At 68.7% G+C, this 19,281-nt stretch carries 18 protein-coding genes and 1 tRNA gene; 12 read left to right on the forward strand and 7 right to left on the reverse strand.

Going from position 1 to position 19,281, the window contains the following annotated elements; all coding sequences use genetic code 11:
• The first annotated feature begins 31 nt into the window (after positions 1-31).
• Positions 32-1,135 (forward strand): RNA ligase, encoded by a 1,104-nt coding sequence (locus tag D107_RS0108420; protein ID WP_018881244.1) that lies wholly within the window; start codon positions 32-34, stop codon positions 1,133-1,135.
• A 50-nt stretch (positions 1,136-1,185) separates the two neighbouring features.
• Here the strand turns inward: D107_RS0108420 and D107_RS0108425 are convergent, their stop codons facing one another.
• Complete coding sequence (locus tag D107_RS0108425) at positions 1,186-1,785, reverse strand: RNA ligase partner protein (RefSeq protein ID WP_017941871.1); 600 nt, start codon at positions 1,783-1,785, stop codon at positions 1,186-1,188.
• 131 nt (positions 1,786-1,916) lie between these two features.
• On the opposite strand from D107_RS0108425, the gene D107_RS0108430 reads away from it, so the two are divergent.
• Positions 1,917-2,768, forward strand: coding sequence for an HDOD domain-containing protein (locus D107_RS0108430; protein WP_018876981.1), 852 nt, complete (start codon positions 1,917-1,919; stop codon positions 2,766-2,768).
• Positions 2,769-2,821: 53 nt separating this feature from the next.
• Complete coding sequence (locus tag D107_RS0108435) at positions 2,822-3,403, forward strand: BLUF domain-containing protein (RefSeq protein WP_018881245.1); 582 nt, start codon at positions 2,822-2,824, stop codon at positions 3,401-3,403.
• 64 nt (positions 3,404-3,467) lie between these two features.
• On the opposite strand, the gene guaA is transcribed toward D107_RS0108435, so the two are convergent.
• Both guaA and guaB read right to left on the reverse strand, forming a co-directional pair.
• On the reverse strand, positions 3,468-5,045 hold the full coding sequence (gene guaA / locus D107_RS0108440) for a glutamine-hydrolyzing GMP synthase (RefSeq protein ID WP_018876987.1): 1,578 nt from the start codon (positions 5,043-5,045) through the stop codon (positions 3,468-3,470).
• A gap of 64 nt (positions 5,046-5,109) precedes the next feature.
• The gene (gene guaB / locus D107_RS0108445) at positions 5,110-6,570 is read right to left on the reverse strand and encodes an IMP dehydrogenase (RefSeq protein WP_018866382.1); all 1,461 of its coding nucleotides are present in this window, start codon (positions 6,568-6,570) and stop codon (positions 5,110-5,112) included.
• Positions 6,571-6,763: 193 nt separating this feature from the next.
• Here guaB and D107_RS0108450 point away from each other — a divergent pair, with 193 nt between their 5' ends.
• Positions 6,764-7,537, forward strand: a complete 774-nt coding sequence (locus D107_RS0108450) for a DUF4197 domain-containing protein (RefSeq protein ID WP_018881246.1) — start codon at positions 6,764-6,766, stop codon at positions 7,535-7,537.
• Positions 7,538-7,548: 11 nt separating this feature from the next.
• On the forward strand, positions 7,549-8,958 hold the full coding sequence (xseA, locus tag D107_RS0108455) for an exodeoxyribonuclease VII large subunit (RefSeq protein WP_018881247.1): 1,410 nt from the start codon (positions 7,549-7,551) through the stop codon (positions 8,956-8,958).
• Between the two features lie 273 nt (positions 8,959-9,231).
• On the opposite strand, the gene proB is transcribed toward xseA, so the two are convergent.
• The 4 genes from proB to rplU form a co-directional block, all read right to left on the reverse strand.
• Positions 9,232-10,350, reverse strand: coding sequence for a glutamate 5-kinase (proB, locus tag D107_RS0108460; RefSeq protein WP_038035280.1), 1,119 nt, complete (start codon positions 10,348-10,350; stop codon positions 9,232-9,234).
• Between the two features lie 11 nt (positions 10,351-10,361).
• The gene (gene cgtA / locus D107_RS0108465; RefSeq protein WP_018881249.1) at positions 10,362-11,432 is read right to left on the reverse strand and encodes an Obg family GTPase CgtA; all 1,071 of its coding nucleotides are present in this window, start codon (positions 11,430-11,432) and stop codon (positions 10,362-10,364) included.
• A 362-nt stretch (positions 11,433-11,794) separates the two neighbouring features.
• The gene (gene rpmA / locus D107_RS0108470) at positions 11,795-12,055 is read right to left on the reverse strand and encodes a 50S ribosomal protein L27 (RefSeq protein ID WP_018867867.1); all 261 of its coding nucleotides are present in this window, start codon (positions 12,053-12,055) and stop codon (positions 11,795-11,797) included.
• A 29-nt stretch (positions 12,056-12,084) separates the two neighbouring features.
• Entirely contained in the window at positions 12,085-12,396 is a 312-nt protein-coding gene (gene rplU, locus D107_RS0108475) for a 50S ribosomal protein L21 (protein ID WP_017941885.1), read from the reverse strand.
• Positions 12,397-12,744: 348 nt separating this feature from the next.
• Here rplU and ispB point away from each other — a divergent pair, with 348 nt between their 5' ends.
• From ispB to D107_RS0108510, 7 genes are all read left to right on the forward strand, one after another.
• Positions 12,745-13,713, forward strand: coding sequence for an octaprenyl diphosphate synthase (gene ispB, locus D107_RS0108480; RefSeq protein WP_018867868.1), 969 nt, complete (start codon positions 12,745-12,747; stop codon positions 13,711-13,713).
• Between the two features lie 79 nt (positions 13,714-13,792).
• Positions 13,793-13,869: transfer RNA gene (locus D107_RS0108485), tRNA-Pro, on the forward strand.
• Positions 13,870-13,972: 103 nt separating this feature from the next.
• Positions 13,973-14,623, forward strand: coding sequence for a guanylate kinase (gene gmk / locus D107_RS0108490; protein ID WP_018867869.1), 651 nt, complete (start codon positions 13,973-13,975; stop codon positions 14,621-14,623).
• A gap of 61 nt (positions 14,624-14,684) precedes the next feature.
• Positions 14,685-14,960 carry a DNA-directed RNA polymerase subunit omega gene (rpoZ, locus tag D107_RS0108495; protein ID WP_018867870.1) on the forward strand — a complete coding sequence of 92 codons (276 nt, stop codon included), beginning with the start codon at positions 14,685-14,687 and terminating at the stop codon, positions 14,958-14,960.
• Positions 14,961-14,973: 13 nt separating this feature from the next.
• Positions 14,974-17,148, forward strand: coding sequence for a bifunctional GTP diphosphokinase/guanosine-3',5'-bis pyrophosphate 3'-pyrophosphohydrolase (gene spoT, locus D107_RS0108500; protein ID WP_026279325.1), 2,175 nt, complete (start codon positions 14,974-14,976; stop codon positions 17,146-17,148).
• Positions 17,149-17,226: 78 nt separating this feature from the next.
• Positions 17,227-18,303: an SO_0444 family Cu/Zn efflux transporter gene (locus D107_RS0108505; RefSeq protein WP_018867872.1), complete on the forward strand. Its 1,077-nt coding sequence runs from the start codon at positions 17,227-17,229 to the stop codon at positions 18,301-18,303.
• Positions 18,303-18,965 carry a class I SAM-dependent methyltransferase gene (locus D107_RS0108510; RefSeq protein ID WP_018867873.1) on the forward strand — a complete coding sequence of 221 codons (663 nt, stop codon included), beginning with the start codon at positions 18,303-18,305 and terminating at the stop codon, positions 18,963-18,965. The genes D107_RS0108505 and D107_RS0108510 overlap by 1 nt, the downstream gene beginning before the upstream one ends.
• Positions 18,966-19,281 lie beyond the last annotated feature (316 nt).

The following is a 19,281-nucleotide window of genomic DNA, read 5'->3' on the forward strand; positions in this document are numbered from 1 at the left end:
TGCACACGCTCGCGTTGGCAATGGAGAACGCATGATCGACCGGGACACGCTGCAGGACGCGATCGCGAACCACCGGGCTGAGGCCCTGACCTTTGACGGGCTGGAATACGCCCGGCTGCTGGAACCGGTGAACCACTACCCGCGTGGTTCCGTGGTGCTGCCGGACGGCTCGGTGGTGCCCGGCTACCCGGCCATTGGGCGGATCCAGTCACTGGAGGCCGGCTTGCCGCGCCAGTTCGAGCAGCCGTTCTGGGCGGAGGAAAAGATCGACGGCTTCAACGTGCGCATCCTGCGCCGGGACGGCCGGGTCTACGCCTTCAGTCGGGGCGGTTTCGTCTGCGCCTTCAGCACCGACCGGGTGCCCGATTTCGTGGACCTCGGGGTGTTCGACGCCGAGCCCGACCTGGTGCTGTGCGCGGAGATCGCCGGACCGGATACACCCTATCTGGAGGGTTCCACGCCGCGCGTGGCACAGGATGTCGGCCTGTTCGTGTTCGACCTGATGCGGCTCGGGCGCCCCGGCTTCGTGCCGCAGGACGAGAAATTCGCCCTGATGCAGCGCCACCAGCTACCCCCGGCACCCCTGCACGGACGGTTCACGCCCGCGGACAGCGCAGCACTGGGACGCCTGATCCGGCAACTGGATGCGGAGGGGGCCGAGGGGCTGGTACTGAAGACCGCGGACGGCCAGCACCGCGCCAAGTACGTGGCCGGGGGCTCCTGCATCAACGACATCCGGGTGTGTTCCGAGCAGCTGCTGGACCTGCCGCCGGAATACTTCACCAACCGCCTGACCCGCCTGGCGGTGTTCCTCGCGGAGCACCCGCCCAGCGAACGTGCCGCCGTGGAACGGGAACTGGGCGAGGCCCTGCTGTCCGGGCTGGCAACCGCGGTGGACAAGAGCCGGCGCGAGGGACGCGTCGGCCACACCTACCGCTGCCGCTTTCGCGAGCGCGCGGGGGCGCAGCGCTTTGTCGACCACATGCAGGCAACCGGCGGACGCCACGTGCGCTTCCTGCCGGACACCCCGCGTCAGGAAGAAAGCGGCTACTGGCTGCTGGAGTTCGAACGCCTGTTCGACCGCATCACCGGCACCCTCGCCTCGGCCCTGGCGGGTGACCGGCAATACGACTGAGCCCTTCGCCTGCTTGCAGGCGAACACGGGAAAGGCCCCGACTTGCGGCCTCAGGCGCCGCCCTGACCGGGGATGCCCGACTCGGAGAGGTTCTCCATCACCTGGCGCAGGTAGTCGGCGGTGACCAGCTTGATGCCCATGCGGTTGCCCAGCTTGCGCATGCCCTCGTCGGCGCTGGCCAGCTCGGCATCCAGCTCCATCGCCAGCAGCACGGCATCGACATCCTCGCGCGAGTCCACCAGGCCTTTGCGCATGGCCTCGCGGAAACGCTCGCGCAGCTGCGTGATCAGCTCCGGGCGCAGCGACTCGGCCGCCCCCGCCTGGCGCGTGTGCTCCTCGGCGATGCGCAGGCCGCGGTCGATGCGGGTGCGCACCTCGTCGATGAACTCGTAGAGGATGTCGCTCGGCAGGGTCAGGGCGAAACGGCGCGGGGAGCGCACCCAGACCACGGTCTCGAAGTCGGCCGCCAGGGCCTCGAGGTCGCGCATGCCGCGAAACTCCTCGTACACCGACAGCGGCATGTAGAACTCGGCGGGGCAGTGGCGCGCCAGATTGAGAAAGGTCCGCAGGATGTCCTCGGGGTCCTCGCCGAACTGCCCGGCTACATGCGGGTTGGTAAAGACGCTGGTATCCAGCACGAATCGGCGCATCACGACCTCCTGTCGGCTCCCTTCATCATCGGCAGGGGCCGGCGGCCCGTCAACCGACCCGCGACACCCCGCCCGCGCCAACGCCTGTGGCATAATCGGCGCGTCTTTACCCAGCCGGACACGGATTGCCATTGGCCACCCGAGCGGAAGTCGAAAAATTCCTGGAGCGCCTGCGCGAGGACCTCGAACGTCACCAGATCGAGATCCCGACCCTGCCCGATGTCTCGGTGCAGGCGCTGTTCATCACCCAGGACGAATCCAGCTCCATCGCCGATCTGGTCAACCTGATCTCGCGCGACACGGCCCTGGCTTCGCGCCTGGTGCGCCATGCCAACAGCCCGGCCTACCGGGGGCTGACCCGCTGCGCCACCATCCGTTCTGCGGTGACCCGCCTGGGCATGGAACGCGCCCGCCAGACCATCATCGCGCTGTCCATGAAGGAGGTCTTCCAGAGCGGGAACGAGGCCATCCGCATCCGGATGGAGGAGCTGTGGAACCACAGCCTGGAGGTGGCGATCATCAGCTACCTGCTGGCCCGTCGCCACCCCCATCTGGACCCGGACACCGCCCTGCTCGCCGGGCTGGTTCACGACATCGGCATGATCCCGATCCTGCGCCGCGCCGAGAAGACCCAGGAGATCTACGAGGATCCACGCGCCCTGCAGGCCGCGGCCGATGCCGCGCACGTCGCCATCGGCCGCGCGATGCTGAAGAACTGGAACTTCGAGCCGGAGATCATCCGCGCCGTGGCCGAACACGAAAACCTCAAGCGCGAGCCGGAGGAAGGCGAACCGGTCAATTACAGCGACATTCTGCAGGCCGCCAACATCGAGAGCCACAACGCCACCCGGCATCGACTGGCCCATATCGACCGCAGCTCGGTCGCCTCCATCCGCCGTCTGGCGGCCAAGCCCGGCACCACCCGCCTGAACTGGGAAGACGACGCAATCGGCCTGGAACACGTCAACCAGATGATCGAATGAACCCCGCGGGGCGCGGGCGGTCTTCTTCATATCGCCCCGGAACGGACGCCCGCATGCCCGCCATTCTCCAGCTCGTCTACGCCTCTCGCGCCACCTTCCGCGAGAACACCTCCAGCCAGGGCATCGAGCCCGAAGTCAGCCGCATCCTGATGCAGTCACGCCAGAACAACCCGCGCAGCGGGATTGTCGGCGCGCTCTATTACGGGGATGGCCACTTCTTCCAGTGCCTGGAGGGCGAGCCCGAGGCCGTCCGCGGCACCCTGGAGCGGATCCGGCGTGACGATCGCCACGAGGAGGTACGGGTGCTGCGCGAGCAGTCACTGGAGAGCCCGGGATTTGGCGAATGGTCGATGAAATACGTCCCGGCGGCGGTGGACGTCCGTCAGCTGCTGCAGCGCTTTGGCCAGCGCCAGTTCGACCCCTTCGCCTTCGACGATGACCGTATCGACGCGATGCTGGACCTGCTGCGTCAGGGCCGGGACAACGCACCTGCCGAGGGAGCGGGATCGACGGGCGGCAAGGCGGAAGATGCCACGCGAGGTGCCAACCGTGCGTTGTTCGGACTCGGACTGGCCGCAGCCGCCATCGTAGCGGGCGTGATCGGGGCCGCCGCCTGGCTCCTGCTCGCGGGATAACGCGGTCGCGCCCACCCCCGGCCGGGGCGGGGCATGCCTGCCGATCCGGCCGGGCGCCGAGGCCCTATTCCCACTCGATAGTGGCGGGGGGCTTGCCGGAGATGTCGTAGGTCACGCGCGAGATGCCGGGGATCTCGTTGATGATCCGGCGCGAGACGTGATCGAGGAAGTCGTACGGCAGGTGCGCCCAGCGCGCGGTCATGAAGTCGATGGTCTCCACCGCGCGCAGCGCGACCACGTAATCGTAGCGCCGACCGTCGCCCATCACCCCGACCGACTTCACCGGCAGGAACACCGCAAACGCCTGCGAGGTCTTGTCGTACAGATCCGCCTTGCGCAGCTCCTCGATGAAGATCGCATCGGCCCGGCGCAGCAGATCGGCGTATTCCTTTTTCACGGCGCCGAGGATGCGCACGCCCAGACCCGGCCCCGGGAACGGGTGGCGGTAGACCATCTCGGTGGGCAGGCCCAGCTCCACGCCGATCTTGCGCACCTCGTCCTTGAACAGCTCGCGCAGCGGCTCCACCAGCCCCAGCTTCATGTTCTCCGGCAGGCCGCCCACGTTGTGGTGCGACTTGATCACATGCGCCTTGCCGGTCTTCGAGTCGGCCGACTCGATCACGTCCGGGTAGATCGTGCCCTGGGCCAGCCACTGCACGTTGTTCAGCTTCGCGGCCTCCTCGTCGAACACGTCGATGAACAGCCCGCCGATGACCTTGCGCTTGGCCTCCGGATCCTCGACCCCGGCGAGCGCACGCATGAAGCGGTCCTCGGCATCCACGCGGATCACGTTCACGCCCATGTGGCGGGCGAAGGTCGCCATCACGTGGTCGCCCTCGCCCTCGCGCAGCAGTCCGGTGTCCACGAACACGCAGGTCAGCTGGTCGCCGATCGCCTTGTGCAGCAGCGCACCGACCACCGAGGAGTCCACCCCGCCGGACAGGCCCAGCACCACGTGGTCGTCGCCGACCTGTTCGCGCACCCGCGCGGCCATGTCGTCGATGATGTTGTCGGCGGTCCACAGCGCCTCGCAGCCGCAGATCTCGTGCAGGAAGCGTTCGATGATGCGCTGGCCCTGGGTGGTGTGCGTGACCTCGGGATGGAACTGCACGCCGTAGAAGCCGCGCTCCGGGTCGGCCATGCCGGCGATCGGCGCGGAGTCGGTGGAGGCCATCAGGCGAAAGCCCTCCGGCAGTTCGGTCACGTGGTCGCCATGCGACATCCACACGTCCAGCAGGCCGTAGCCCTCCGGTGTGGTGTGATCCTCGATGTCGCGCAAAAGCGGGGTATGACCGCGGGCGCGCACCTGGGCGTAGCCGAACTCGCGACGCTCGGACGGCTCGACCCGGCCGCCCAACTGCGCGGCCATGGTCTGCATGCCGTAGCAGATCCCCAGCACCGGCACGCCCAGCTCGAACACTGTGTCCTCGGCGCGCGGCGGCTGGTCGATATTTACCGACTCCGGGCCACCGGACAGGATGATCCCGGTGGGATTGAACGCGCGGATGTCCGCCGCCGGCATGTCCCAGGCGTGTACCTCGGAGTAGACCCCGGCCTCGCGCACGCGGCGGGCGATCAGCTGGGTGTACTGGGAGCCGAAGTCCAGCACCAGAATGCGGTGGGCGTGAAGATCCTGGGTCATGAGGTCATCCGCTATACCGGCCGGACGGCCGGTGGGGTATCGGGACCGGGCCGTGTCGGGCCGGTCAGTCCATTCGGTAGTTCGGGGCTTCCTTGGTGATCGCCACGTCGTGCACGTGGCTCTCGCGCATGCCGGCGGCGGTCACGCGGACGAAGTGCGGCTTGGTCCGCATCTCTTCGATGTTGTGCGCGCCGACATACCCCATGGACGAGCGCAGCCCGCCCATCAGCTGGTAGATGATCGCGACGATCGAGCCCTTGTACGGCACGCGACCCTCGATGCCCTCGGGCACGAACTTGTCGGCCGATGCGTTCGGGTCCTGGAAATAGCGATCCGAGGAGCCCTGCTGCATCGCACCCAGCGAGCCCATGCCGCGATAGATTTTGTAGGAGCGGCCCTGGTAGAGCTCGACCTCGCCCGGGGCCTCCTCGGTCCCGGCGAACATCGAACCCAGCATCACGCAGTCCGCGCCCGCGGCGATCGCCTTGGCCAGGTCCCCGGAGAAGCGCACGCCGCCGTCGGCGATCAGCGGCACGCCGGTGCCCTGGAGCGCCTCGGCCACATCCGAGATCGCGGTGATCTGCGGCACGCCCACGCCGGCCACAATGCGGGTGGTGCAGATCGAGCCCGGCCCGATCCCCACCTTCACGCCATCCGCCCCGGCCGCGACCAGGTCCTTCGCGGCGGCGGCGGTGGCGATGTTGCCGCCGACCACCTGTACGTCCGGGTAGTGCTTCTTCACCCAGGCAACGCGGTCGAGCACGCCCTGGGAATGACCGTGCGCGGTATCCACCACCAGCACATCCACCCCGGCCTCGACCAGCGCGGCCACGCGCTCGTCCGTGCCATCGCCCACGCCGACCGCCGCGCCCACGCGCAGGCGGCCGCGCTCGTCCTTGGAGGCATTGGGATGCTCGGTGGACTTCTGGATGTCCTTGACGGTGATCATCCCGCGCAGCTGGAAGTCGTCGTTGACCACCAGCACCTTCTCGATGCGATGCTTGTGCAGCAGTTCCAGCACCATCTCGCGGTCGGCCCCCTCGGGCACGGTCACCAGTCGGTCGCGCGGGGTCATGATCTCGGTGACCGGCGCCTCCATCCGCGTCTCGAAGCGCAGGTCACGGGAGGTCACGATGCCGACCAGATCGTTCCCATCCACCACTGGCACGCCGGAGATGTGATTGGCCTCGGTGAGCTCCACCACCTGGCCGATAGTGGCGCCCGGGCCGATGGTGATCGGCTCGCTGATCACGCCGCTTTCGTATTTCTTGACCTGCCGGACCTCGGCCGCCTGGGCCTCCACCGACATGTTCTTGTGGACGATACCGAGCCCGCCCTCCTGAGCCATCGCGATCGCCAGGCTGGCCTCGGTGACCGTATCCATCGCCGCCGACACCACCGGGGCGGAGAGCGTGATCTCGCGGGTGATCCGGGTACTCAAATCGACATCGCGCGGAACGACATCCGAATGTCCCGGGATCAGCAGCACGTCATCAAAGGTAAGGGCTTCACCGAGTATCCGCATGCACCACTCCAGGACAGGCCCGCCGGGACGCAGGGGGAGGAAATCCCGGGGGTAGATAAATAGCCCTTCAGTATAGAATTCGCACTCTCCCGCGACAAGCGCACACAGGCCTGCGAAGGGCGGATCGCAGACGCTGCCGGAGCACCCTGATAGGATGCCGGTTCACTCCGGACCCTCCGCCAGGCGAGAACCCATGCCCGAACGCGCGCCCCCGGCCCGCATCACCCGCCGCTCCGCGCTGGCCCTGCTGCTGGCCCCCGGCCTCGGCCTGGCCACCGCGTCCAGCGCCCAAGCCGACTGGTGGCGCTTCGGCCAGGACATGTTCCGCTCGCTGATCACGCGTCCGCCGGAGTTCTCCGGGCTGTCCACCTCGGAGCTGATCGAGGCCGTCCACGAAGCACTGGTCATCGCGACCCACGCGGCCTCCGAGACCCTCAGCCGGCGCAACGGCTTCTACGGCAATCCCGACGTGCGCATCCCCCTGCCCGAGGTACTCGCGACCACCCGGCGCTCCCTGGGGCGCCTGGGTATGGCCGCGCCGCTGGACACCCTGGAGGAGCGCATGAACCGCGCGGCCGAGGACGCCGTCTGGCAGGCACGGGAGCCCTTCATCCGGGCCATCTTCGCCCTCGACCTGAACAATGCACGGGGCATCCTGCTGGGCGACGAGGACGCCGCCACCCGCCATCTGGAGGCCCACATGCGCCCGCGCCTGACCGATGCCATGCGCCCGGTCGTGGAGAACAGCCTGGACGCCGTGGAGGCCCTGACAACCTATCGCGAACTGGAGGCGCGCATGCGCGACATCCCGTTCCTCGCGAACGTGCGTCTGGACCTTGCCGAGCACGTGCTGGAGCACACCATGGACGGCCTGTTCCATGCCATGGCCGAGGAAGAGGCCCGCCTGCGGGTCGACCCGGTCGGGCGCGGCACCGACGTGTTCCAGCGCGTCTTCAGCCGCCTGTAAGCGAGGGCCGCATGAGCGATACCCCGGTCTTTTCCGTCACCCAACTCAACCAGTGCGCCGACGGGCTGCTCCGCGACGGCCTCGGCGTGGTGCGCGTCGAGGGCGAAGTCTCCAACCTGCGCCAGTATGCCTCGGGCCACCAGTACTTCTCGCTGAAGGACGAGAACGCCTCGGTGAACTGCGTGCTGTTTCGCGGCAAGGCGCGCCAGGCGGCGCGTTTTGCCGACGGCGACGCGGTCCAGATCCGCGGGCGCGCCGGGATCTACGGCGCCCGTGGCCAGTTCCAGATCATCGTCGAGGCCCTGCAGCCGGCCGGCGAGGGGCGCCTGCTGGCCGCCTTCCAGCGGCTCAAGGAGAAACTCGCCGCCGAGGGCCTGTTCGACGCCGAGCGCAAGCAGCCGCTGCCCGCCTGGACCCACCGCCTGGGCGTGATCACCTCCACCCAGGGCGACGTGCGCCACGACATCGAGCGCACCCTGGCGCGGCGCTTCCCGCTGCTGCTGCCGGTCACGCTTTACCCCACCGCCGTGCAGGGCGCGCAGGCCGCCGGCCAGATCGTCGCGGCGCTGGAACAGGCTGCGGCCGAGGGCCGGGTCGACGTGATCATCCTCGCCCGTGGCGGCGGCTCCCTGGAGGACCTACAGGCCTTCAACGAGGAGAGCGTCGCACGCGCGATCGCCGCCTGCCCCATCCCGATCGTCACCGGCGTGGGGCACGAGACCGACACCACCATCGCCGACTTCGTCGCCGATCTGCGCGCCTCCACGCCGACCGCCGCGGCGGAGGCCGTCAGCCCGGATGCCGCCACCCTGCGCCACCAGCTGGCGCGGGCCCGCGAACGCCTCACCGGCCTGCTAGGCCAGCGCATCGCGCGCCACCGGCAGACCCTCACCGCCCTGCACACCCGCCTGGAGCGCCGCCACCCCAGCCAGCTCCTGGAGCGCAATGCCCAGCGCCTGGACGACCAGCGCGAGCGCCTGAACCGCGCCTGGTCACGCCTCGAGGAACGCGCCCGATCGCGGCTGCAGCGCGCCCAGTTGCGCCTGGCCGGGGCCTCGCCCGGCAACCGCCTGGCTGCCGCGCGCATGCGCCTGGAGCACCTGCGCCAGCGTCTGGCCCGGGTGCGCCCCGACCACGACATCACCCAGCGGCGGGAGGCCCTGGCGCGGCTCCAGCGGCAACTGGAGAGCGCCACCGGACAGGCGCTCGCCACCCGCCAGCGCCACCTGGATGCCACCGCGCGCCAGCTCCGCTCCCTGGACCCGGAGGCGGTACTGGAACGCGGCTACGCGATCCTGCAGACCCCCGAGGGCGAGGTCCTGCGCCGCGCGGACCAGACCGCCCCCGGCCAGCACCTGCGCGCGCGCCTGGCGCGCGGCCGCCTGGACCTGGACGTCACCGCCACCCAAACCGACGACTGAAGCGCGCGACCTCCTGGTCTTTAACCACGGAGGCCCTGAGCCCGTAGCAGGGACCCGTGAGGCGCGGGGTCATCCCGGGCCGCAGCGCGGCGCAGAGCCGGGATGGCGATCGGCTCGGCACACGCAATACACCGTGGGAGCGTGCTTGCACGCGAAGCCCCTGCCAGAGTCGGACGCGGGCAGGGGCTTCGCGTGCAAGCACGCTCCCACAGGGGGTGCATGGAGCCCCGCCGAGGGCGGCTGGGTACGAACGCGTACGCGCTCGCAGGCGAATCAGGATAGCAGGACGAGATTGTCGCGGTGGATCAGCTCCGGCTCCAGCAGGTAGCCCAGCTCCGCCTCGATGCGGTCGGCGCGCTGGCCGCGGATGCGCTGGATCTCGCTGGCCCCGTAGTTGGTGAGCCCGCGCGCCACCGCGACCCCGTCCGGGTCCAGGCAGGTCACCACCTCGCCGCGGCGGAAATCGCCCTCGACTCCGACCACCCCCACCGGCAGCAGGCTGCTGCCCGACTCGCGCAACACGCGCGCGGCCCCGGCATCCAGCTGCAACTGCCCGCGCGAGTGCAGCTGATCCGCCAGCCAGCGCTTGCGCGCCGCCAGGGGTTCGCGGTCCGGCTTCAGCCAGGTCCCCAGCGGCTCGCCCTTCAGCACCCGCCCCATCACCTGCGCCTCGCGCCCGGAGGCGATCACGGTATGCGTACCGGAGCGCGCCGCGCGTTCGGCGGCCAGCAGCTTGGTCGCCATGCCGCCGCGCCCCAGGCGCCCGAAATCGGCGGCCACGTAGTGGTGCAGCTGGGCATCCGAGGCCCGGCCTTCGGCGATCAGGCGGGCGTCCGCATGCTTGCGCGGATCGCGATCGAACAAGCCATCCTGGTCGGTCAGGATCAGCAGCAGGTCGGCCACCACCAGGTTTGCGACCAGCGCCGCCAGGGTGTCGTTGTCCCCCAGCCGGATCTCCTCGTAGGCCACCGTGTCGTTCTCGTTGACCACCGGGATCGTGCCCATCTCCAGCAGCGCCTGCATGGTGCTGCGGGCATTCAGGTAGCGCGAGCGATCGGCCAGATCATCATGGGTCAGCAGGACCTGGGCCGCGTGCAGGTCGTGGCTGGCGAACTCGCGCTCGTAGGCCTGCACTAGCCCCATCTGGCCGACCGCCGCGGCCGCCTGCACGTGATGCAACTGGTGCGGCCGTTCGGTCATGCCCAGCCGCCGCATGCCCTCGGCCACCGCGCCACTGGAGACCAGGATCACCTCCAGGCCACGGCGGCGCAGCGCCGCGATCTGGTGCGCCCAGGACTCCAGCGCCGGGCGGTCGAGCCCGGCCCCATCCGCGGTGATCAGGGCACTCCCGATCTTGACCACCACCCGGCGGATCGCCGGGAGCGCACGCATGTCCCCCGCGGTCACGCGGGGTCCTCCGGGTTGGCGATCGCGTCGCGCCGGCCGGCCTCGGCCGCTGCCTGCGCGGTCTCTTCGACATGGCGCATCACGGCCTGGAGCAGGGCATCCACGCCCTCGCCGGTCGCGGCGGAGATGGCGAACACCGGACGTTCCGACCCCTGATCGGCGCGCACCCGCTCGACCAGGGCCGCCAGATCCTCGGGGTCCAGCAACTCCTTCTTGTTCAGCACGATCCAGCGCGGCAGTGACGCCAGCTGGTCGCTGTGGTGCTCCAGCTCGGTGATCGCGGTGCGCAGGTCGACCAGCGGGTCGGCCTCCGGGTCCGGCGGCGCCACATCCACCACGTGCAGCAACAGCCGGGTGCGGGCCAGGTGCTTGAGGAACCGCGTGCCCAGGCCGGCCCCCTCGGCCGCGCCCTCGATCAGCCCGGGGATGTCGGCGATCACGAAGCTCTGGTTCACACCGATGCGCACCACCCCCAGCTGCGGGATCAGGGTGGTGAACGGATAGTCGGCGATCTTCGGGCGCGCGGCGGAGGCGCGCGCGAGCAGCGTGGATTTGCCCGCGTTCGGCAGCCCCAGCAGCCCGACATCCGCCAGCACCATCAGCTCCAGCGACAGCTTGCGCAGCTCGCCCGGCGTGCCCGGCTTGCTCTGGCGCGGCGCCTGGTTGGTGGAGGACTTGTAGCGCGTGTTGCCGAGCCCGTGGAAGCCCCCCTGCGCGACCAGCAGCCGCTGGCCCTCGTGGGTCACGTCGCCGAGGATCTCGTCGGTCTCGGCATCGCGCACCTGGGTGCCGACCGGGACCGGGATCTCCAGGTCCTCGCCGGAGGCCCCGGTGCGCTGGCGCCCCATGCCGTTCTCGCCACGCTGGGCATCGAAGCGACGCTGGTAACGGAAGTCGGCCAGGGTATTCAGGCCCTCGTCACCCACCAGCCACACGGAGCCGCCATCCCCGCCGTCGCCCCCGTCCGGGCCGCCAAAGGGGATGTACTTCTCGCGGCGGAAACTGACACAGCCGTTGCCGCCGTCGCCAGCCTTCACGGTGATGGTGGCCTCGTCGATGAACTTCATTGCTTGTTTCCCGCAGTACAGAACAAAAAAAGCCCCGTCGAACGGGGCTTTTCGCGAACGCTTCGCTAGGGAGACGCTGATTGAATCGCACGTCCGCGCTCGAGTCGCTTTTGCGTGCGAACAAGGCGCGGTGACCGCCGTGCAGTCATTCTGCACAAGGGAGCCGCAACGCCGTTCCCGCGCAAAAGCGGCCGAGCCCCTGCTTTCAATGGCTTGTGGGGTTGGTGCCCCCTGTTCCCCGATCCTGCGTTGCGCCGCTTGCGGGTAGAACCACTACCCGCTGCACGACGCGCCTTGTCTCGGAAAACAGGGGGCACCAACGCGGACGTGCGATTCAATCAGCGTCTCCCTAGCCGGCCGGCTTATTGCTGCGGCTGGACGCTCACGAAACGACGGTTGTGCGGACCGCCCACCTTGAAGACGACCTGGCCGTCGACCTTGGCGAACAGCGTATGATCCTTGCCGCAACCTACGCCCTCGCCGGGATGATACTGCGTCCCGCGCTGACGAACGAGGATGTTGCCGGCGCGCACGACCTGACCGCCAAAGCGCTTCACGCCAAGGCGTTTGCTCTCGGAATCGCGCCCGTTGCGGGTACTCCCGCCTGCCTTCTTATGTGCCATGGTTCAGTTCTCCTGAATGCCTGCGTCGATCAGCCGGCGATGCCGGTGATGCGCACGGTGGTGTAGTGCTGGCGGTGCCCCATCTGCTTCTGGGAATGCTTGCGCCGCCGGAATTTCATGATGTGGACCTTCTTGGCGCGGCCATGGTCCTCGACCTTGGCGGTGACCTTGCCACCGTCCACCAGCGGGGCCCCCACGCGGACATCGTCACCCGCACCGACCATCAGCACCTGGTCGAACTCGACCTCGGAACCGGCCTCGGCCTCGAGCTTTTCGATGCGAATCACGTCGCCTTCGGCGACGCGGTACTGTTTACCACCTGTTGCGATGATCGCGTACATTTCCCTGGGACTCCGTTGCGATACCTTGTGTGGACCAGCCGACGGGACTGGTCTCGCGAAAGGGCGGAAATGCTAGCAGCGCTTCGCTTGCGGGTCAATGCCGGGACAAGCCCATCACCGGCGCGCGCCGACGACCGCGACGCCGGGGAAACGCTGATGAATGTACACGGGCGCGCGCGCAGCGTTGCGGCTCCCCTGTGCAGAATGACTGCACGGCAGTCGCCGCGCATTAAACGCACGCAAGAGCGACTCGCGCGCGAGCTTGTACATTCGGTGGCGTTTCCCTAGCATGCCTTCGCCCCTCCCGACCACTCTACTTGTCCCGACAGAGCCCGCTTGCCTACCCCCATGTCCATTGACGCGATCCGAGAACTGGCGGCCGACGACATGCAGGCCGTCGATCAGTGCATCCGCGAGCGCCTGAGCTCGCCGGTGGTGCTGATCAACCAGCTCGGGCACTACATCATCCACTCGGGCGGCAAGCGCCTGCGGCCGCTGCTGGCCACGCTGTCCGCGCGCGCCTGCCACGTGCAGGGCCAGGACCCCGTGACGCTGGCGGCGGTGGTGGAGTTCATCCATACCGCGACCCTGCTGCACGACGACGTGGTCGACGCCTCCGAGATGCGCCGCGGGAACGAGACCGCCAACCACATCTTCGGCAACGAGGCCGCGGTGCTGGTGGGGGACTTTCTCTACTCGCGCGCGTTCGAAATGATGGTCGAGGTCGGCTCCATGCGGGTGATGGAGATCCTGTCCCACGCGACCAACGTGATCGCCGAGGGCGAGGTGATGCAGCTGATGAACTGCCACGACGCCGACGTCGACGAGCAGCGCTACATGCACGTGATCCAGTCGAAGACCGCCAAGCTGTTCGAGGCGGCCTGCCAGCTGGGCGCGATCCTGGGCGAACGCCCGCAGGCCGACGAACAGGCGCTGGCGCGCTACGGCATGCACCTGGGCACCGCCTTCCAGCTGATCGACGATGTCCTCGACTACTCCTCGGATGACGAAGTCACCGGCAAGCGCATGGGGGATGACCTCGCCGAGGGCAAGCCCACCCTGCCGCTGATCCACGCCCTGCGCGTCGGCACACCGGAGCAGCAGGCGATCGTGCGCCAGGCCATCGAGGACGGCGGGCGCGACCGGGTCGACACGGTGCTGCAGGTGGTGCACGGCACGGATGGCCTGGCCTATACCCGGTCCCGCGCGGAGGCGGAAACCGACGCCGCGATCGAGGCCATCTCCACCCTGCCCGACTCGCCGCACCGCCAGGCCCTGATCGACCTTGCCCGCTTCGCCGTCGGGCGCAACCACTGACGCCCGCGCCCGACCCGATTTTCATCCTGCGGGGGCATGGACACGCCCGGAGAGGCTCGGCATAATAGCGGGCTCGGTTCGGAGTGTAGCTCAGCTTGGTAGAGCACTGCCTTCGGGAGGCAGGGGTCGAAGGTTCGAATCCTTTCACTCCGACCAACCTTCTTCTTTGACCCTGGCGTACCCGCCTGTGGCTCGCCGCAAACGGCCCGCCCGGGAGACCGCCAGGACCCGATCACGTTCAGGTTCCGCGGACACGTCCATGACCGCCAGCACCCCGGCCGCTCGCGGCACCCTCTATATCGTTTCCGCCCCGTCCGGCGCCGGCAAGACCAGCCTGGTCGCGGCGCTCCTGGAGACGGTGGAGGCCGTGGAGGTCTCGGTCTCTCACACCACGCGCAAGCCGCGCGCCAGCGAGGTGGACGGGCAGCACTACCACTTCGTCTCCGCCGAGACCTTCCTCGGCATGATCGAGGACGGGCAGCTACTGGAACACGCCAAGGTCTTCGACAACTTCTACGGCACCGCGCGCGCCAGCGTCGACGAGCGCCTGGACGCTGGCGTCGACGTGATCCTGGAGATCGACTGGCAGGGCGCGCGCCAGGTGCGCGCGGCGGTACCGGACGCCCACTCCATCTTCATCTTGCCCCCCTCGCGCGACGAGCTGGAGCGCCGCCTGCGCGGCCGCGGCCAGGACGAGGAGGACGTGATCCAGCGCCGCCTGCGCGACGCCGAATCCGACTGCACGCATTTCCGCGAGTACGACTACACCGTGGTCAATGCCGATTTCGACGAGGCCGTGCGCGACCTGGCCTGTATCTTCCGCGCCAATCGTCTGCGCACCGTGGAACAGGAGACCCGAGCCGCACCCACGATCGGGAACCTGTTGGCGGCGGCGCCGGGGTCGGCGTAACATGCTAGTGAACTGCGGCTGTGCCGCATGGATTTCAAGAATTTACTGACCGGAGTATCCGATGGCACGCGTTACCGTCGAGGACTGCCTCGAAAATGTCGAAAACCGCTTTCAGCTGGTGCTGATGGCCGCCCGCCGGGCCCGCCACATCGCCCACGGCAAGGAAGCGCGTGTACCCGAGGACAACGACAAGCCCACGGTGATCGCCCTGCGCGAGATCGCCGCCGGCGTGGTCGGTCCGGAGGTGTTCGACGAACACGACGAACGGCCCCAGAACCAGATGCTGGACTTCAGCACCATCCGTCATCTGGAACAGCTGGAAGCCGACGAACGCTAGGCGAGGGTTTTCAATGGCCGCTGGGCAGCCAGCCGCGCCCGGGGCCGTTTCGGCGGCAACGGGTGATTCGACCCGATTCCTGATCAGCGATTTGTGTTCCGAGCTCGAGGCCTATCTCGAGCCGGAAGAGGTCGAGGAGGTCTATCGCGCCTATCTCCTGGGCGCGGAATCCCACGAAGGCCAGACCCGCAAGACCGGCGAACCCTACATCTATCACCCCCTGGCCGTGGCCCGCACCATGGCCGAGATGCGGATGGACCACCAGGCGATCTGCGCCGCCATCCTGCATGACGTGATGGAGGACACCGCTACCAGCAAGGACCGCATCCACGCCGAGTTCGGCGAAGAGGTCGCGGAGCTGGTGGACGGCGTCTCCAAGCTCACCCACCTGCAGTTCCAGACCAAGGCCGAGGCGCAGGCGGAGAACTTCCGCAAGATGATGCTGGCGATCACCCGTGATATTCGGGTGATCCTGATCAAGCTGGCCGACCGCCTGCACAACATGCGCACCCTGGGCGTGATGCGCCCGGACAAGCGCCGGCGCATCGCCAAGGAAACCCTGGAGATCTACGCCCCCATCGCGCAGCGCCTGGGCATGAACGCCATGCGCCGCGAGCTGGAGGCCCTCGGCTTTTCCGCCAAACACCCGTGGCGCGCGGCCGTACTGGAACGCGCGGTGCACCGTGCCGGCGGCAACCGCCGCGAGCCCATGCGCAATATCGAGCAGGCGATCTGCTCGCGCATGGAGGCCGCCGGCATCGTCGGGCGCATCTCCGGACGCGAGAAGGGGCTGTACAGCATCTACCGCAAGATGCGCGACAAGCACCACTCGTTCGAGGAGGTGTTCGACGTCTTCGCCATCCGCATCATCGTCGACGACGTCGATACGTGCTACCGCTCCCTGGGCGTGGTGCACAACCTCTACAAGCCGGTACCGGGGCGCTTCAAGGACTACATCGCGATCCCCAAATCCAACGGCTACCAGTCGCTGCATACCATCCTGTTCGGCCCGCAGGGCGTGCCCATCGAGATCCAGATCCGTTCCACCGAGATGGATCGCGTGGCCGAGAGTGGTATCGCCGCGCACTGGCAGTACAAGGCCGGGGGCGAATCCACCCGGACCGCCCAGAGCCGCGCGCGCGAATGGCTGAAGGATGTCCTCGAGATCCAGAACAGCGTGGGCAACTCGATCGAGTTCCTGGAGAACGTGAAGGTCGACCTGTTCCCCGACGAGGTCTACACCTTTACCCCCGGTGGCGACATCATGGTCCTGCCGCGCGACGCGACCCCGATCGACTTCGCCTACGCAGTGCACTCCGACGTCGGCAACCGCTGTGTGGCGGCCAAGATCGACCGTCAGTTGGCACCGCTGTCGGTGCGCCTGCAAAGCGGCCAGACGGTGGAGATCGTCACCTCCCCCGGCGCGCGCCCCAACCCGGCCTGGTTGTCCTTCGTGGTCACCGGCAAGGCCCGTACCGGCATCCGCCACTGCCTGAAGTCGATGCAGTCCGAGGAGGCCCGCACCCTGGGCGAACGCCTGCTGGAGAAGGCGCTGGAGTCGCTGGACACCAGCCTGCCGCGGATCTCGCCGGCACGCCTGGACCAGATGCTGGACGCGATGCAGCTGAAGGACCTGGACGCACTGCTGGTCGACATCGGCCTGGGCAACCGCATGGCCTCGCTGGTCGCCCGCCAGATGGCCGGCAGGGACGCCCCCGAGCCCGCGGCCGACGAGGCACCCACCACCCTCGCGGTCAGCGGTACCGAGGGCCTGGTGCTGAACTACGCCCGGTGCTGCCACCCGATCCCGGGTGACCCGATCATCGGCCAGCTGAGCGCCGGCCGCGGCCTGGTGGTCCACCGGGAAAACTGCCGCAACGTCCTGCACGAAAGCCGCGACCGCAGCGACCGCACCATCACGCTGGAATGGTCGCACGAGCCCTCGCTGCAGTTCACCGCCGCGGTGCGCACCCGCACGGCCAACCGCCGCGGGGCCCTGGCCGACATGGCTGCGGTCATCGCCGACCATGGCTCCAACATCGAGCACATCTCCTTCAACGAGCAGGATGGCCACTCCACCGCGATGACCTTCCTGCTGACCGTGCGCGATCGCCAGCACCTGGCCCAGATCATGCGCGGTCTGCGCCGCCTGACCGACGTCCTGCGCATCTCGCGCCAGCGCGGCTGACGCCCGAGACCTCGGCCGCACCGCCCGCCGGAGCGCGGGCTTCTTGCAGTTGCCCCCGCCGCGACGGAACATCGGGCCATGATCCTCGACATCCTCAGGCAGACGCTGAGTGTCGCGTTGACGGCGGCGCCCTGGCTGCTGCTGGGCCTGCTCGCGGCCGGCGGCGTCAAGGCACTGATTCCGGAGGCTGCCCTGCAGCGCTGGCTGGGCGGCTCGGGCATTCCCGCCACCGCGCGGGCCGCCGTGGTCGGCGCCCCCCTGCCCCTTTGCTCCTGCGGGGCCATCCCGACCGCGCTGGCCCTGCACCGCGGCGGGGCCGGGCGGGGCCCCACCACCGCCTTCCTGATCGGCACGCCGGGCGTCGGCGTCGACTCGCTCGCCATCAGCTATGCCCTGCTGGGCCCCATGATGGCCGTGGCCCGGGCCCTGGGCGCCATTGTCACGGCCATCACCACAGGCCTGCTGGTGGGCCGCACCCGCGCCGCGACCGAGCGTCCGGACCCACCGCGGGGCGAACCGGACAGCTGCGGCGGATGCTGCGGGACCGCCGACGGCTGCGCCACACCCGAGGCCCCGGAGCGTTTGTCCGCACGGCTGCGCGCGGGCCTCGCCTATGCCTTTGGCGGCGTGCTCGACGATATCCGCCTGTGGCTGGTGATCGGCCTGCTGGTCGCCGGCGCCCTGCTCGCCCTGGTCCCGCCGGCCACGCTGGCCGCCTGGGGATCGGGCCTGCCGGCCATGCTCGTAATGGCCGTCATCGGCATCCCCATGTACCTCTGCGCGACCGCCGCAACACCGATCGCCGTGGGCCTGATCGCGGCCGGGGTCTCCCCCGGCACCGTGCTGGTGTTCCTGCTGGCCGCACCGATCACCAGCCTGGCGACCCTGGGCGTGTTTCGCCGCGAACTGGGCACGCCGGCGCTATTGCTCTACCTGACCGGTATCGCGGTCACCACCATCGCGCTGGGGCTCGCCCTGGACGCCGGACTCGCCCACACCGGGGTCGACGTCGCCACGCAGATGGGCACCGCCGGCGAGATGCTGCCCGCCTGGCTCGAGTGGAGCACCCTGGTCATCCTGATCGTCCTGGCCACACCGGTCCTGCGCCGATGGCTGGACCGTCTGATCCCTCACCCACAACCCCGGAGCGCGTGATGTCCAATCGTTCCATCGGACTCGATGGCCCCCTGTATGACTACCTCCTGGAGCACTCGCTGCGCGAGCAGGAGATACTCGCCGAGCTGCGTGCCGAGACCGCGAACCTGCCCGAGGCCAACATGCAGATCGCCCCGGAGCAGGGCCAGTTCATGGCGCTACTGGCGCGGCTCATGGGGGCGCGGCGCTATCTGGAGATCGGGACCTTCACCGGCTACAGCGCGCTGGCCATCGCGCTGGCCCTGCCGGAGGACGGCACGGTCGTTACCCTGGACAAGAGCGCGCAGTGGACCACCACGGCCCGGCGCTACTGGGAACGCGCCGGGGTCAGCGGTCGCATCCGGCTCGAGCTGGGCGAGGCCGGCAACACGCTGCAGGCACTGGAGGCCGAAGGCGAGACTGGCCGCTTCGACCTGGCCTTCATCGACGCGGACAAGACCGGCTACCCCGACTACTTCGAGCACTGCCTGCGCCTGGTCCGTGCCGGCGGCCTGATCCTGGTCGACAACACCTTGTGGCATGGCAGCGTCGCCGACCCGGACGACACGCGCGAAGACACCCGCGCGATCCGCGCCTTCAACGATGCCCTGCACCACGACGAACGCATCGACCTCTCGCTGGCCCCCATCGGCGACGGCCTGACCCTCGCCCGCCGCCGCTGAACCAGCCGCAAGTCTCGATTCACCACAGAGAACACGGAGGACTCAGAGAAGGGCTTCAAGGCTCAAAAATCAAGGGCCTGTTGATTCACCACGAAGCGCACGAAGGCACGAAGAAAATCCTTTTGTTGTAAGCGTTCCTGGTGGCGAACGGCTTTGTTCCAGCCCGCGGGTCATCCTGAACAATTATCCCGCCCCCCTTGTCCTTCTCCGTGATCTCTGTGCCCTCTGTGGTCGAACCGCTGTTGCCCTCGCCCTTCTTCGTGCCTTCGTGCACTTCGTGGTGAATATTCTTTTCCCTGCGCATATCCTCCACGAA

The sequence above is a fragment of the Thioalkalivibrio sp. ALE30 genome, assembly GCF_000377465.1.
Lineage (GTDB): Bacteria > Pseudomonadota > Gammaproteobacteria > Ectothiorhodospirales > Ectothiorhodospiraceae > Thioalkalivibrio.

Excerpts from the sequence above, each read along its gene's own strand:
- D107_RS0108420 (WP_018881244.1), top strand. The coding sequence starts at position 32 with ATGATCGACCGGGACACGCTGCAGGACGCGATCGCGAACCACCGGGCT.
- D107_RS0108425 (WP_017941871.1), bottom strand. The coding sequence starts at position 1,785 with ATGCGCCGATTCGTGCTGGATACCAGCGTCTTTACCAACCCGCATGTA.
- D107_RS0108435 (WP_018881245.1), top strand. The coding sequence starts at position 2,822 with ATGCCCGCCATTCTCCAGCTCGTCTACGCCTCTCGCGCCACCTTCCGC.
- guaA (WP_018876987.1), bottom strand. The coding sequence starts at position 5,045 with ATGACCCAGGATCTTCACGCCCACCGCATTCTGGTGCTGGACTTCGGC.
- guaB (WP_018866382.1), bottom strand. The coding sequence starts at position 6,570 with ATGCGGATACTCGGTGAAGCCCTTACCTTTGATGACGTGCTGCTGATC.
- D107_RS0108450 (WP_018881246.1), top strand. The coding sequence starts at position 6,764 with ATGCCCGAACGCGCGCCCCCGGCCCGCATCACCCGCCGCTCCGCGCTG.
- xseA (WP_018881247.1), top strand. The coding sequence starts at position 7,549 with ATGAGCGATACCCCGGTCTTTTCCGTCACCCAACTCAACCAGTGCGCC.
- proB (WP_038035280.1), bottom strand. The coding sequence starts at position 10,350 with ATGCGTGCGCTCCCGGCGATCCGCCGGGTGGTGGTCAAGATCGGGAGT.
- cgtA (WP_018881249.1), bottom strand. The coding sequence starts at position 11,432 with ATGAAGTTCATCGACGAGGCCACCATCACCGTGAAGGCTGGCGACGGC.
- rpmA (WP_018867867.1), bottom strand. The coding sequence starts at position 12,055 with ATGGCACATAAGAAGGCAGGCGGGAGTACCCGCAACGGGCGCGATTCC.
- rplU (WP_017941885.1), bottom strand. The coding sequence starts at position 12,396 with ATGTACGCGATCATCGCAACAGGTGGTAAACAGTACCGCGTCGCCGAA.
- ispB (WP_018867868.1), top strand. The coding sequence starts at position 12,745 with ATGTCCATTGACGCGATCCGAGAACTGGCGGCCGACGACATGCAGGCC.
- gmk (WP_018867869.1), top strand. The coding sequence starts at position 13,973 with ATGACCGCCAGCACCCCGGCCGCTCGCGGCACCCTCTATATCGTTTCC.
- rpoZ (WP_018867870.1), top strand. The coding sequence starts at position 14,685 with ATGGCACGCGTTACCGTCGAGGACTGCCTCGAAAATGTCGAAAACCGC.
- spoT (WP_026279325.1), top strand. The coding sequence starts at position 14,974 with ATGGCCGCTGGGCAGCCAGCCGCGCCCGGGGCCGTTTCGGCGGCAACG.
- D107_RS0108505 (WP_018867872.1), top strand. The coding sequence starts at position 17,227 with ATGATCCTCGACATCCTCAGGCAGACGCTGAGTGTCGCGTTGACGGCG.
- D107_RS0108510 (WP_018867873.1), top strand. The coding sequence starts at position 18,303 with ATGTCCAATCGTTCCATCGGACTCGATGGCCCCCTGTATGACTACCTC.